Annotated in this window: 16 protein-coding genes; 1 reads left to right on the plus strand and 15 read right to left on the minus strand. The window is 35.9% G+C overall.

Going from position 1 to position 14,749, the window contains the following annotated elements; genetic code table 11:
* Positions 1–45: 45 nt before the first annotated feature.
* The 15 genes from ACFFHT_RS08010 to nagK all read right to left on the minus strand — a co-directional run bounded on the left by ACFFHT_RS08010 (position 46) and on the right by nagK (position 13,793).
* Positions 46–1,059, minus strand: a complete 1,014-nt coding sequence (locus ACFFHT_RS08010) for a Fe(3+) ABC transporter substrate-binding protein (protein WP_382375146.1) — start codon at positions 1,057–1,059, stop codon at positions 46–48.
* Positions 1,060–1,208: 149 nt separating this feature from the next.
* Positions 1,209–2,405, minus strand: coding sequence for a mannose-6-phosphate isomerase, class I (manA, locus tag ACFFHT_RS08015; RefSeq protein ID WP_382375148.1), 1,197 nt, complete (start codon positions 2,403–2,405; stop codon positions 1,209–1,211).
* Between the two features lie 3 nt (positions 2,406–2,408).
* The gene (locus ACFFHT_RS08020) at positions 2,409–2,894 is read right to left on the minus strand and encodes a DUF986 family protein (RefSeq protein ID WP_382375150.1); all 486 of its coding nucleotides are present in this window, start codon (positions 2,892–2,894) and stop codon (positions 2,409–2,411) included.
* A 94-nt stretch (positions 2,895–2,988) separates the two neighbouring features.
* Positions 2,989–3,825 (minus strand): PTS mannose transporter subunit IID, encoded by an 837-nt coding sequence (locus tag ACFFHT_RS08025; RefSeq protein WP_382375152.1) that lies wholly within the window; start codon positions 3,823–3,825, stop codon positions 2,989–2,991.
* A gap of 14 nt (positions 3,826–3,839) precedes the next feature.
* A complete protein-coding gene (locus ACFFHT_RS08030; protein ID WP_382375154.1) occupies positions 3,840–4,643 on the minus strand; it encodes a PTS mannose/fructose/sorbose transporter subunit IIC in 804 nt (267 codons plus the stop codon).
* A gap of 22 nt (positions 4,644–4,665) precedes the next feature.
* Positions 4,666–5,661: a PTS mannose transporter subunit IIAB gene (gene manX, locus ACFFHT_RS08035; RefSeq protein ID WP_382375156.1), complete on the minus strand. Its 996-nt coding sequence runs from the start codon at positions 5,659–5,661 to the stop codon at positions 4,666–4,668.
* A 315-nt stretch (positions 5,662–5,976) separates the two neighbouring features.
* Complete coding sequence (gene frdD / locus ACFFHT_RS08040; protein WP_382375157.1) at positions 5,977–6,321, minus strand: fumarate reductase subunit FrdD; 345 nt, start codon at positions 6,319–6,321, stop codon at positions 5,977–5,979.
* Between the two features lie 10 nt (positions 6,322–6,331).
* Entirely contained in the window at positions 6,332–6,727 is a 396-nt protein-coding gene (frdC, locus tag ACFFHT_RS08045; protein WP_382375159.1) for a fumarate reductase subunit FrdC, read from the minus strand.
* A 12-nt stretch (positions 6,728–6,739) separates the two neighbouring features.
* A complete protein-coding gene (locus ACFFHT_RS08050; RefSeq protein ID WP_382375161.1) occupies positions 6,740–7,513 on the minus strand; it encodes a succinate dehydrogenase/fumarate reductase iron-sulfur subunit in 774 nt (257 codons plus the stop codon).
* Positions 7,513–9,309 (minus strand): fumarate reductase (quinol) flavoprotein subunit, encoded by a 1,797-nt coding sequence (frdA, locus tag ACFFHT_RS08055; RefSeq protein ID WP_382375163.1) that lies wholly within the window; start codon positions 9,307–9,309, stop codon positions 7,513–7,515. The genes ACFFHT_RS08050 and frdA overlap by 1 nt, the downstream gene beginning before the upstream one ends.
* Before the next feature lie 432 nt (positions 9,310–9,741).
* On the minus strand, positions 9,742–9,999 hold the full coding sequence (gene yfaE, locus ACFFHT_RS08060) for a class I ribonucleotide reductase maintenance protein YfaE (RefSeq protein ID WP_382375164.1): 258 nt from the start codon (positions 9,997–9,999) through the stop codon (positions 9,742–9,744).
* A 7-nt stretch (positions 10,000–10,006) separates the two neighbouring features.
* Complete coding sequence (locus tag ACFFHT_RS08065) at positions 10,007–10,729, minus strand: BUD32 family EKC/KEOPS complex subunit (protein ID WP_382375166.1); 723 nt, start codon at positions 10,727–10,729, stop codon at positions 10,007–10,009.
* A 24-nt stretch (positions 10,730–10,753) separates the two neighbouring features.
* Positions 10,754–12,166 (minus strand): nicotinate phosphoribosyltransferase, encoded by a 1,413-nt coding sequence (locus ACFFHT_RS08070; RefSeq protein WP_382375168.1) that lies wholly within the window; start codon positions 12,164–12,166, stop codon positions 10,754–10,756.
* 24 nt (positions 12,167–12,190) lie between these two features.
* On the minus strand, positions 12,191–12,844 hold the full coding sequence (locus tag ACFFHT_RS08075) for a hypothetical protein (protein ID WP_382375170.1): 654 nt from the start codon (positions 12,842–12,844) through the stop codon (positions 12,191–12,193).
* A 28-nt stretch (positions 12,845–12,872) separates the two neighbouring features.
* Positions 12,873–13,793 carry an N-acetylglucosamine kinase gene (gene nagK / locus ACFFHT_RS08080; RefSeq protein WP_382375172.1) on the minus strand — a complete coding sequence of 307 codons (921 nt, stop codon included), beginning with the start codon at positions 13,791–13,793 and terminating at the stop codon, positions 12,873–12,875.
* Between the two features lie 197 nt (positions 13,794–13,990).
* Between nagK and ribA the strand changes: the two genes are divergently transcribed.
* The gene (gene ribA, locus ACFFHT_RS08085; protein ID WP_382375174.1) at positions 13,991–14,617 is read left to right on the plus strand and encodes a GTP cyclohydrolase II; all 627 of its coding nucleotides are present in this window, start codon (positions 13,991–13,993) and stop codon (positions 14,615–14,617) included.
* Positions 14,618–14,749: the final 132 nt, after the last annotated feature.

Consider the following 14,749-nt stretch of genomic DNA (forward strand, 5'->3'; position numbering starts at 1 on the left):
GTTGCTTCCACAACCGCCTAATTAAAAAACTACAATAAGAATAAATTATTCAATATCGAATTTTACTTCATCAATTAATTTCAATGCTTTGTCATAGTTTTTCGCAATATCATTGAGTGGTAATGTATCTGCTTTAAAACTTCCCCAAGATTCAACTAATTTAGAAACGGCTACCCCTGATTTCACTGGATATTCATGATTTAATTCTGCATAAAGATGTTGTGCTTTGTCGCTACTTAAAAATTCAACGAGCTTTAATGCGTTTTCTTTATTTTTTGAATATTTTGCCACAGCAACACCACTGATATTCACATGCGTACCTGTGGTGGTTTGGTTAGGGAAGTTGATATAAACAGACTCTGCCCAAGCACGCTGTTTTTCATCTTCTAACATTTTGCCAAAGTAATAGCTATTTCCGAGTGAATAATCACAAATACCCTCTTTAATTGCTTTCACTTGATCACGATCGCCACCTTGTGGTTTTTGTGCCAAATTATTTTTTAGCCCCACTAAAAATGCTTTCGCTTTTTCTTCACCATCGTGTGCAATCATTGATGCAATAAGTGATACGTTATAAGAGTGTTTTCCTGAACGGACGCACACTTTGCCTTTCAATTCTGGTTTTGCAAGATCATAGTAAGTAAAGTTTTCTGGCAACTTACCTACTCTATCTTTTGAGGTATAAATCGCTCTAGCACGTGTTGTTAAAGCAAACCATTCCCCATTTTTATCACGATATTGTGCAGGAATATTTTTTTCTAATACGGCTGAATGTACATGTTCTGCTAACCCAGCATTAACTAATTCCATTACTCGACTAATATCAACAGTTAATAATACATCTGCTGGAGTGAGTTCTTTTTCACGTTTTACTCGTTCAACTAAACCTTTATCTGCATAGATAAGATTCACTTTTACACCACTTTGCGCTTCAAACTCTTTTAAGAGAGGTTCAATTAAATAAGGTTGACGATAGGAATAAACATTGACTTCATTAGCTGCGAATGCAGATGTGGCTAGCGTTGCAAACAAACTAACAGTGAAAAGAGATTTTTTCATAGGGCCCCTCATATATTAAATTAACGTTATTATTAGTAAGGGTTGATAACATACAGGATTACTCATTTTTAGTCAATAATAATTATTCTCAATTACAATAAAAAGAAAAGGCAGCTCACGCTGCCCTAATCCACTATACAAATCAATAACTAAGGTAATTTTGCAATAATAGCATAACCTTGTTCTTCACCTTGAATATGATATTTGGTATCTGCTTCAATAAACAAAGCCTCACCTTGTTGTACAGATAATGTTTGATTCTCTGCAGTAATTTGTAATTTGCCTTGCATTACTAACAAAACTTCTGCACTCATAGCAACTAAATCACTCTCTGATCCTGATTGATAGTTCAAATTAGCTAATGCAAAATCCTGACTTGGTGTTCGATAAGTACTATAACCAATCTTAGTTTCTGCCATAGGAATCACTTTTGGTGTAATTTCACTACAATCAATGATCTTCAATAATTCAGGAATATCCACATATTTTGGTGTTAAGCCCCCTCGAATAACATTATCAGAGCAAGCCATTAACTCAATATTTTGTCCGCGTAAATATGCGTGTGGAATTCCCGCATCTTGGAAAATTCCCTCTCCTTGTTTGAGGTGAACAATATTAAATAAATAGAAACAGAGTAATCCTGAATCTAGTTTTTCTAATGGAATTGACATCGCCTCTAACGCATAAATAACCCAATAATCTGGATTTTCTAGAGGTAAACGATTTTCACGATAAGCAACTTGGTTCGCTTGAATGACTGGTAATAACCATTGCTCCAACTTAGTTTGCGGTGCTTGCATTACACTCGCATAAAAATCCTTTAATGATTGTGTTTCTAATTGTTCAGCTAATGACATTAAAGAAGGGCGAGCATATAAAGTTTTTAAAATGGCATCTTTACTTTTAAATCCATGTAACAGCCAGAAATCAGACAAGGCAATCATCATTTCTGGTTTATGATTATCGTCTTTATAACTACGCTTTGGATCTTTTAAATCAATACCCTCTGCATTTTCACGAGCAAACCCAATTTCAGCTTCTTTTTTAGTAGGGTGTAATTGAATAGAAAGTGGTTGCACGACATCTAGAATTTTTAATAAATATGGCAATTTATTACCAAATTGTCGTTGTGATTTTTCCCCTAACACGTGAGGAAATTGTTCAATATAGTCAGCAAGATTATATGTTATACCATCTTTCAATAACATCGATGGCGCACTTGGATGCGTTCCTAGCCACCACTCTGCATAGATTTTGTCATCTGCTGGTAATTGTAACAGTTGTGGAATATACGTTTTTCCACCCCAAATATAGTGCTGTGCCTGTCCATTAAGGCGATAAAACATAAATTATTTTCCTCCAATCGGTTGCGTAATTCTGCCTATACTTACAAAAAACTGTAAAACTTTTGGCACGTCATCAACATCACAAATATAAACAGGTAATGCCTTACCGTTTTTTAATACAAGCTGTAAAAATCCATTTTCACTAATGTTAATAGTATTAATGTGTTGATATGGGATATACAGATTATTTAAAAAGCATCCTTCTTTCTTTAATAGAAAAACGGGATAGCGAATAAAGGCATGATAAACCAATAAAATTGATAACATCACTAATAAATAGAGTGTTCCTGATTCGAGTCCTTGCGGTAATGCTTGATATACTGCTATCCAAATCAATACCAACATCACTACACTTTCTATTCTCAGTTTACGTAATAAACGGATCTTCAATTCCGTTTTACCATAGCGTTTATCCATTAAGAATTGATCGTAAATAGCATAGAGAAAATATAAAACGATCAATGCCAATAAAGTAATATTAATGATCATATCAATTTTTAGATGCTGATTAAAAAATAGAAAGTGGGCATTAGCCCACTCATCACCAAGCTAAATTATGGTGGGCAAATACCCACCAAGTGTTTTAACCTAAAATGCCTGTCGCTGCACCAATAATACCGATCACAAAAATACCGATAATAATCCATAGTGCATTCACACGATTACGTAATAACCACATACATGCAAAAGTAAAGATTAATGGTAATAGTCCTGGCATTAAGCTATCAAGAATTTGTTGAACAGTTGTTGTTTCAACAGTACCGTCTTGTTTTTCAATCACAGAAACAACCAGTGGTACATTGATACTCGTCCATTTTTGCACCAAGGCCCCCATAATAAACAACCCGAGAATTGAAGCACCTTCGGTCAATTTTTGCAACAAGCCACCGCTCATATCTTTTACGACATCTAACCCTTTCTTATAACCATAAGTCACACCATAGTAACGTGTTGCTAAACGGACAAGGTTAAAGAGGAAGAAGAACAATAATGGACCTAAAATACTGCCACTTAAGGCTAAACCAGCCCCTAATGCAGCAAATACTGGACGAGCTGTTCCCCAATAAATTGGATCACCTACACCCGCTAATGGTCCCATTAAACCTACTTTAATCCCGTTAATTGCTGCATCGTCAATTGGTTTACCATTAGCACGTTCTTCTTCCATTGCAATAGTTACCCCTAATACAGGTGCAGCTACGAATGGCTGGGTATTAAAGAATTCTAAATGACGTTTAATGGCTTCTTTACGTTCTTGTGAGTTTGCATCAGGGTATAAACGTTTAATAACGGGTACCATTGCAAATGCAAAACCTAATGCTTGCATACGTTCAAAGTTCCATGAACCTTGGAAAAGGTTAGAACGAAGTACAACTTTGTTTAAGTCGCTTTGGGTTACTTTTTTCATTTCAGTTGTCATTTCTACTTCTCCCATTAATCTAATCTGTTATCAAGATCGTTATTGCCACTTGCAACTACTTGCACCACTTGTTTACTTTGATTGTATTTAGGGTGAAGTTGAATATAAAGAATTGCCATAATTGTACCAAGTACACCTAATGCCACTAAGTTGAAATTAGTGAACGCTGCTACAACGAAACCAGCATAGAAGAACGGCATTAAGTGACCTGCACGCATCATATTAATTACCATCGCATAACCCACAACGGCGATAATACCACCCGCAATTTTTAAACCTGTAGTCACTACCGGCGGAATTGCACTTAAAAGTGATTGAACAGTATCTGTGCCTGCTGTCAATGCAACGATTAATGCAGGAATTGCAATACGCATTGCTTGTAAAATTAAAGCACTACAATGTACCCAATCAAGGCGATTTAAATTACCATCTTGTACTGATTTATCTGCAAGATGCTGGAAACCAACGGTAATTGCACGAACTACATAAGTTAATACTTGGCCAGCCGCAGCTAATGGGATCGCAATTGCAATACCAGTCGTAATTTCTTGACCACCCACGATAACCAAAATAGTGGAAACCACTGATGCCAATGCAGCATCTGGTGCTAATGCCGCACCAATATTCATCCAACCTAACGCTAATAGTTCTAATGAACCACCAACAATAATGCCGGTTTTCATATCGCCTAAAACGAGACCAATTAAAGTACAAGCGATTAATGGACGGTGAGTTTGAAACTCATCCAAAATTGATCCCATCCCTGAAATACAAGCGATGATAAAGATCAAAATAATTTGAATACTAGAAAGTTCCATAGCATTTTCCTTGAGTTAACAATTAAATAAGGTTGCTCTTTTTCAGCAAATCAATCATATCTTCCTTGCGATCGTTTGATACTTTACGCACATCAAGTTCAACGTTAAGTTCTGCTAACTTCTTAAAGGCATCAATATCTTTTTGATCAACAGAGACTGCACTGGTAATTTGTTTCTTACCATCACGATATGCCATTCCACCAATATTAACGGATTTAATGTCTAAACCTGCTTCAACTAAGAATAATGCATCACTTGGATTAGTGAATAACAACATCACACGATCTTCATTGTATTCAGGATTATTATAAACACGTACCATCTTCTCTACATTGACCACATGAGCAGTCACACCTGGAGGAGCAGCTTGTTTTAACATGGTTTTACGCACATCATCTTTATCTACTTCATTATTAACAACAATGATGCGATTAACACGACTTTCCTTCGTCCAACGTGTTGCAACCTGACCATGAATTAAACGGTCATCAATACGCGCTAAACCAATTGCCATATGTTTACCTGCTGTAGCAACTTCTGGTTGAGCTGGCTTAGCTGGAGCAGGAGTAACTGGAGTTGGAGCAGCTTGAGGTTCTTCTGCTTTTTCTTGTGGTTTTTGTTCTAACTTCAATGCACGTACACCACCACGTCCAGTTTCAAGCGCAATTTCAGCCAATTCTTCTAATGATGGATCATCATCACGAGCCATAAATGTTTCTACTAACATAGGCACATTTACGCCAGTAACGACTTCCATATTATCTTTACCGTCTGAGACGCGGTTAGCCGCATTAAATGGACTACCACCCCAAGTGTCAACCAAGAACAATACTCGATCACAATGCGCTAATTCATTCGCTAACTTCGCTTGGTACTTCCCGATAATAGTTTCTGCATTCTCTCCAGGAACAAAATCGATAAACGCAACATTTTCTTGCTCACCAATCAACATCTCTGTTGTACGGAGCAACTGCTCTGCTGCGACACCATGTGTAGCTATGATAATAGCAATACTCATAGGAGCTCCTTAATAATTTAATTTAATGGATAAAATTTCAAATAGAGTACAAAGTGGGCGCAATTTTAAAGAAAAAATCATGAAAGAGATATAACATAGATCACAAAAATGAGAAAAACATTCAATTTCTTCTATTTATTTTATCAAGATCATACCGAAAACTTGTGAAATATAATAAAAGTAACAGAGAGATGTCATAATTGTTAACAACATTTAATTTAAATAAAAAAATAAATATCAAAGAAATTTATTTTCTTTATATAAAAAAATCCCCACCTTTTACAAGGTAGGGGATTCGTTGACTAAATAATTCAATTATAAAGAAATCACTGCACAAAGTGTAAGAACTGAATAAAGTACAGCTAATCCATAGAAAATCACGCCACCAGCTGGTACATGAACTTTAAAGTCATGCAAGCCTAAGTGAATACGATGGATACCACACCAAGTTGGGAAAATTAATAATACAAGGATTGCTAATTTACCGATCCAAGTGTGTGCAAAGGCAATGATATTATCTGGAGAAACAATTCCAAACGGTAGTAAGAACCCTAAAATTAATACTAATACAGGGAAAAATACCGCACTAATCGCACCACCAGCACCGAATAGTAACCAGACAACTGGTTCATTTGAACGTTTTGGAGTTTCTTTGTTCATCTTATTTTTCCTATACTAAAATTAAAACAAGAATACTTACTAATGCAGTGATACCCCAAAATACTTTGGTCACAAGATTCACATTAATACGTTCATTTTTCACAATGATATTCATCATTTGTGGTGCCATATTGAAGAATGTGAAACTATTTAGTAATACTGCGCCAAGTGTGATGATATTTAAAATAACTACCACTGGGTTTTGTAAAAATCCAATGAATTTAGTATCAAATGTACCATTACCTAAGCAAAGTAAGCCGTAGAATAATTCTATACAGAACCAAATTGTTGGCACTGAAGTACTTTCACGCAATACGTAGAATTTGTAAAAATCTAACTTTTTCCACCAAGTCGGTTTTACTTCACGCACATACTTTTTGCGTTTACTGGTTGCTACTGTTGTCATTTTACTTTCTCCTTACTTTTGCATTTTTAACATTGCAAAAACGTAATCTTTGGCACTTTCAATTTTACCTTGGTTAACTGCTGAAGCTGGACCAACATGTTTTGGACACACTTCTGAACAATAACCAACGAAAGTACAACTCCATACCCCATTTTTGCCGTTAAGAATCTTCATACGTTCTGCTTTACCGTGGTCACGGTTATCTAAGTTATAACGATGAGCCAATGTAATTGCTGCAGGACCGACGAATTCAGGATTCAAACCAAATTGTGGACAAGCTGCATAGCACAAACCACAGTTAATACACATAGAGAAAGTACGATATTTCTCTAATTGTGCTGGTGTTTGTTTAGTTCTTGATTTCGCTAACTCTGAAGATGGTTGAGGTTCATTTTTTAGCTCTGGTGCTTGGTTACCAATAATATATGGTTTGATAGACTCAAGACTTTCAATGAAATGGCTAAGATCAACCACAAGATCACGTTCAATCGGGAAGTTTGCTAATGGTTCAATACGCATATGACCACTGAAATCACGCAAGAAAGTTTTACACGCTAATCTTGGTTTACCATTCACCATCATGCCACAAGAACCACAAATCGCCATACGGCAAGACCAACGATAAGAAAGTTCAGGCTCAAGTTTATCTTTGATATAACCTAACGCATCAAGTAACGAGGTTTGGCTATCATATGGAACTTGATAAGATTTTAAATGCGGTTCGCTATCTACTTCAGGGTTATAACGTAGAATTTCCACCGTCATTGTTTGTAATGCATTCGCCATTATTTTGCCCCTTCTTTTGCTGCTTTTGCTGCTTCTGCGGCTTCTGCTTCCGCACCATAAACACGTTTAGCTGGTTGAGATTTAGTAATCTTCACATCACTATATTCAATGGTTGGTAAACCATCTTCTTTATAGAAAGCTAAAGTATGTTTCAAATAGTTCACATCATCACGTTCGGTATAATCTAAACGTTGGTGTGCACCACGAGATTCTTTACGATCAAGTGCTGAGCAAGCGATGGATTGAGCAACATCTAAGATATAACCTAATTCAATAGTGTAAAGTACATCTGTATTGAATACGCTTGAACGGTCTGATACACGAATACGTTTATAACGCTCTTTTAACTCTTGGATCTTATCTACGGTTTTTTGCATACTGTCTTGAGTACGATAAATACCGCAACCTTCTTCCATAGAGTTGCCCATTTCGTCACGAATTGCAGACCAAGACTCTGTACCTTCTTGTGCTAATAACGCATCAACACGTTTGATCACATCTTTTGCTTGTGCATCAATAACAGATTGATTTACTGGTTGAGCTTCTACTGCACGTTGTGCTGCATATTCACCAGCAACACGACCTAATACAAGTAATTCTGCTAATGAATTAGAACCTAAACGGTTAGCACCATGCAAACCTGAAGAAGCACATTCACCTACTGCAAATAATCCTTTAATACGAGTTTCAGATTGTTGATTAACTTCAATACCACCCATTGTATAGTGAACAACTGGACGTACTGGAATTGGTGATTTAGCAGGATCAACACCTTCATATGCTTGAGCTAATTCACAAATAAATGGTAAACGTTCATGGAGATATTTTTCACCAAGATGTCTTAAATCTAGATGAACAACATCAACACCTTTTGCAGTTTTCAACGTATTACCTTTTTGTAATTCTTGCCAGAATGCTTGTGAAACTTTATCACGAGGACCAAGTTCCATGTATTTGTTTTGTGGTTTACCAATTGGTGTTTCTGGTCCTAGACCATAATCTTGTAAATAACGATAACCATCTTTATTTACTAAGATACCACCTTCACCCCGACAACCTTCTGTCATCAAAATACCTGTATTTGGCAAACCTGTTGGGTGATATTGAACAAACTCCATATCACGAAGAGGAACACCATGACGATATGCCATAGAAAGTCCATCACCAGTTACAATACCGCCATTAGTATTGAAACGGAATGCACGGCAACCACCACCTGTTGCAATAACAACGGCATTAGCGTTGATTTGCACCATAGTGCCTTCCATCATATTCATTGCAACAACACCACGTGCATGACCGTCATCCACAAGGATATCTAACACAAAGTGTTCGTCAAAACGTTGAATTTGTGGGAATTGAATAGAGGTTTGGAATAAAGTATGAAGTAAGTGGAAACCAGTTTTATCTGCAGCAAACCACGTTCTTTCGATTTTCATACCACCGAAACGACGTACGTTTACATCCCCATCTGGACGACGACTCCACGGACATCCCCAACGCTCTAACTGAGTCATTTCGATTGGAGAGTGTTCCACGAAATATTCCACAACGTCTTGTTCACACAACCAGTCACCACCAGCAACAGTATCATGGAAATGTTTATCGTAAGAGTCTTCCTCTTTAATCACAGCTGCTGCACCACCTTCAGCGGCAACAGTATGACTACGCATAGGATAGACTTTTGAAATTAAAGCAATTTTTAGATTAGGATTCGCTTCTGCAGCTGCGATTGCAGCACGCAAACCACCACCACCAGCACCAACAATTGCAATATCGACATTAACGGTCTGCACGATATTCCTCCAAGTTAATTAATTTACGAGTAAAAAGTGTGATTATTTTGCCATTAATTGGCGCAAGGGTAATTATTTTTTCACAGATTTTTAATAAAAAAAGTCTGTTTCGTGATCTACCTCAAAAAAGTTATCTCTCTTTCCAACAAATAAGGGGTAGAAGCGAAATTTGCTTATAGAACAAGATTCATACAAAGATAGAAATAAAAGAAATTTTTTAGATTTTTTGTCACAAAATATCAAAGGAAACATTTTATTAACAAAATTAAAACAAATTTATTTTTATAAAATAAAAAGTGAAAAATTTATAAAATAAAGTTCTTCTAATATCTAAAAACATTCAAAAATATGATCTATTTACATTAAAGAATAAATTTCATACAAATATTTTGATTAAAAATATAGAAGATACATATTAATCAAATACTAAATTTAAAGATCTAGCACTAAATCCGATTCCACCTGACAACAACAAAGTAAGACTTCATCGGCTTGTAAAAACGCCAACGGCGGCTGCCGATAACTTACCTGACCTTTCAACAACCTCGCACGACAAGCACCACAATATCCTGAGCGGCATTGATATTCATGCGGGATATTATGTTGCTCAAGATTTTCCAGCAAAGATTGTTGATTATCATGTTGTAACGTTTGCTGACGCTGTACTAACTGTACTTGATACACTTTCATAGTCTAATTACTCATGTTTGTCATAAGATAAAACAAATTTAAATAGTTTCAATAAAGCAATCAGATCTGTTCTCGCAATACAACGAAATAGACGCAAAAAATAGTATATGCCACGACATCTATGCACCAAAGCATAAGTATATTGCCACTGCTGTTCACCACCTTGTTGGCGATAAATCGAAATACTCTTCGCAATTTGTTGATCAGTCACTTTCTCACTGACATATAAACTATGAATATAAAACAACAAATCACGAGCTTTCTGCAACGTTAAATTATTACTAAGTACTTTTGATTCAAAATCAATAAACCGTACACCATCTTCTTTCCATCCCATATCTCGGATAGCTGGTCTGCCGTGATAAAGATTCTGTTGATGTAACTGTGCTAACGCTACTGCAGCATCATGCAAGAGTTTTTCTGTAAAAGCTGGTGTAGTAGTTACTTCATTTAAATAACGCTTAACTGATTGTCCAACATCTTCAATCACAAAATAACTATCGCTGACTAACACTAATTTTGCGACTGCAGCTTGCTGTTGATTTAAATACTGTAAAGTTTTAATTTCTCGCTGCAATGCCGCCTGAGGATTTGGTTTAAGTAAACGCATTGCACCTGTCGTTTTTTCTACCTGTTTAATCCAAAATTTTTTGCCAGCATACTCAAAAGGAAAAACCCTCTCATCAGGGTTTTTCGTAACTAAATCTGCAACATACTCAGAAAAATTCATAAAAAATCCAAATTATTATTTTCTTTATTTTGCAATTTTTGGTTGATAACGTTGTGCATTTTGTTGCACATCTGCCAAACTCCAATCTACAAGCAATTTGCCATTTTCAAAGACTATCTGCATCATTGAATTATCGTCATATTGATTTAATGGTAAGTGATCGATGTTAATAGTTTTATATTTTTCACCATCCCAAATCAGATCTAAACGTCCTTTCTTACTGACCTTTCCTTTATCAGTGATTGGTGCTTTATAAACATCTACTAACTTGCCTTCTGTAATCACACAACTACATTTCATCGCAAAACGATGTGTATCTCGATTGATACTAGTTTCTAAATTCCCTTGTAGTAACGATCCACCACAACCCAAAATTAGGTTTTCTACAGAAAATTGATTATCTTGTAATGCTTTTAATAAATCCCATGCGGTATTTTCATTCACACCATCACCTTGTAAAACACGTACATTATTTAATACTCGATAACCTTTTTGATTAACTGTAGTACCAAAAGCCTCAGCGAGTTTTTCACAAGCAAATAGAACATTACTGATGGTATCACCACTATCAGGGCGAACCACTAATGGATACTTACGTTGTTTCACTTTTTCAGCTAATTGTTGGCAAAAAATATTACCAATCGCATTGTAATAATCATAACTATCTACCACGATAGAGATCACGGAATCCTGATACTTATCTAATAAATGTTCATACGCTGCGACTTCTCGTTCCTTAGACCATGAAGTAATAGTACTGTGTTCTGCTGCTGGCACACTAAACCCAGCCATTTCTGCTGCATAATATTCCCGCATAAATAACAATGCAGCGACATTATCTGTTCCTTTAAAATTAATTAAATGTGCCGCTCCACCAATAGCCGCACTCTCTTCACTCGATACGCCACGATAACCAAAATCATGTAACATAAATGGTAATGCATCTAAATTCTCTGCTGTTTCTTGTAAAAACTTACGACAAATTTGTTGATAAGAATGCGCAAGCGTGGCTACTGTACAGGGATACCAAATTTTTAATAATAGTGTTTCAAAGAAACTCACTAACCAAGCACAGTTTTCATCCGTATTTTCTACTGTAAGCAACACATTATGGTTATTAACTAGGCTACCTTCAGGAACAGCACGAATCTTCAATGGTAAATAACCTTGATGTGTATCCAAAATATATTGCCAATTCGTGCGATCGAACGGCAAACCATGCAAACGCATAATCTCTTCCGCATCATCAATCATTGATTGCGTAATTGGTTGGCAAAGATATTTTTTTAGATAATATTGCAAGCCAAAGAATTGGGTATAACCATAACGCCCACCACGACTTTCAATATAATGATGCATATAAGTCATCTGATTTGGATATTGTGCAGAGTGGGAATATTTATAGGAATCACTCATTAAAATAATATTTTTTTCCATTATGGTTACCTTTTTTATCAATAATTACTTCGCAATTAGGCTTAATTTTGCTACACGATCGCCAGATAAGACACAATCCATTTGATAGAATTGGTTACCATTTAAACGCATCGCTGCGGTTAAGCGTGAAGTACTTTGTGCACTATTTGCCGAAGTACGTAATACTTTCTTCGTTCCTGCCACTTGTTGTACTTTTGCAATACAAAGATAATTTAATTTAGCTTCATCGCCTGTACGCACCACAGATATATTACGATCTGCCGAGTTATAGCTTAATTTTTGTAACCATTTCTCTGCATTTTTTGCAGCATTTACTGCTTCATGACTTGGCTTTGTATTACTTAAATCATAACTATGTTGACCATCAGTTACCGCTACAACATGGCCATTTTTTACATAAATGTCCTCAACTTGTTGAGCATTTTTTACTTCGATAAATACGATTTGCTGTTGATTAAAATAAGCAGTTGCTGTTTGTTTAGCACTTTCATAAGTAAAGCTTGGTAACTTTAATGCACTTTCTTTAAGAGCATTTAATTTGGCATTCTCTTGCTGTTCTGCCTTTGTAGATACTGTTTTTCCAGCACTTGTAGAGTTTCCAGGGAAAGATAATTGACTACATGCTGATAACAATAATGTCATTACCGCACAAGTTAACACTGATAAATTTTTCATCATTTTTACTTCTCCATTTATTTATAAATTATTATGAATCCCGACTTAAAAACAATGCAGCTGCTCCACGTACCCCGCCAGAATCGCCATGTTTTGCTTTTAAAATAGCAGGGACAACTGCACTACGCATTAAATGTTTTGGTAATCGCTGTGGTAATGCTTGATAGATATAATCGAAATTCGATAATCCACCACCTAAAAAAATGGCATCAGGATCTAACACTGTAATTAAATTACCCAAACAAATTGCCATTAGCTCGATAAATTTATCGACAAACTCTACTGTTTTTGGATCATTTTGATAGAAACGTTGAATAATCTCTTTTGCAGGTAATTTTTCTTTTAGTAAATCGTGATGTAATAACTCAAAACCACGTCCAGAAAGGTATGTATCTAAACAGGCTTCATTTCCACAGCCACAACGATAAATCGGTGCTTGATCCCAACCAAGCAGCTTCAAAGCATGATAATTTAACTGAATATGACCAACTTCACCAGCCATACCCACTTTACCAGAATGTACTTTACCATTAAAGACCAAGCCACCACCAAAGCCTGTACCAATAATTAAACCTAATACAGTAGAGTATTGTTGGCTCTCAGCATCCCACGCTTCTGATAAAGCAAAACAGTTTGCATCATTCTCAATACGCACTTCTCGTTGTAATCGTTCCGTCAAATCACGAATAATTGGTTTATTATCTGCAACACGAATATTAGTAATTTCTGCAACCTCTGTATCACGACGCACAAATCCAGGTACACCAATACCAACTGTTCCTTTACAGTTGAATTTTTTATCTGCTTTTTCAACTAATTGGACAACCGCATTTAACCAATCTTCATAGCTTGTTTGTGGAGTATCCACACGTTCACTATATAACTTTTCTAACTGTTGATTGAATACCGCCAATTCAATTTTTGTTCCGCCAATATCAATTCCGTATAACATATGATTACCACCTGCTAAAGTTAACTCACCGGTTACTGATTATAGCTTATTTTCCTATCTTTACTAAGGTTCTAGATCAATCTCACCTTTATTGATAAAAATAACGACAAACTAACAAAATAATGTATATAATGGCAGCCTTTTCGATTTTTCTTCCATTCACATCACGCCATAAGAATGTAAATTAAGGATAGAACATGGCAAAAATTGAACTTGTTGCTCAAGCAAATTTACCAACTGAATTTGGTATCTTTAAAATTATCGGTTTTGAACATCCAGAAACACATAAAGAACACGTTGCATTAGTTTTAGGTAATGTTGCTAATGGTGAACCTGTATTAGCAAGAATCCACTCAGAATGTTTAACAGGTGATGCTTTACACAGCTTAAAATGTGATTGTGGCTTTCAATTACAAGCCGCATTAAAACAGATCAGTGAAGCGGGTCGTGGTGTATTGATTTATCACCGTGCAGAAGGTCGTGGTATTGGTTTAATCAACAAAATTCGTGCATACGCTTTACAAGATCAAGGAATGGACACTATTGAAGCAAACCTAGCCCTTGGTTTTAAAGAAGATGAGCGTGATTTTAGCGTTTGTGCGGAAATGTTTGAACTATTAGGAGTAAAAGCGATTCGTTTATTAACGAATAATCCTGAAAAAATTAATACGATGAAACAAGCTGGGATTAATGTAGTAGAAAGAGTCCCGTTAAACGTTGGTGAAAATCGCTATAATACTGATTATCTAACCGTCAAAGCAGAAAAAATGGGACATATGATTGTCCACACGCACGACTGCCAATGCGATCAACATCAAAAATAATTATCCAATTTTCATTCATTAATCAATAACAAAAACCCCATATTTTCTTCAAAAATATGGGTGTAATAGACAAATTTGTTGCTAAAAGTAGGCTTAAAGCCTTATAGTACAAGGCTTTAAGCCTACTTTTTG

It is taken from the genome of Gallibacterium melopsittaci, assembly GCF_042433085.1.
Lineage (GTDB): Bacteria > Pseudomonadota > Gammaproteobacteria > Enterobacterales > Pasteurellaceae > Gallibacterium > Gallibacterium melopsittaci.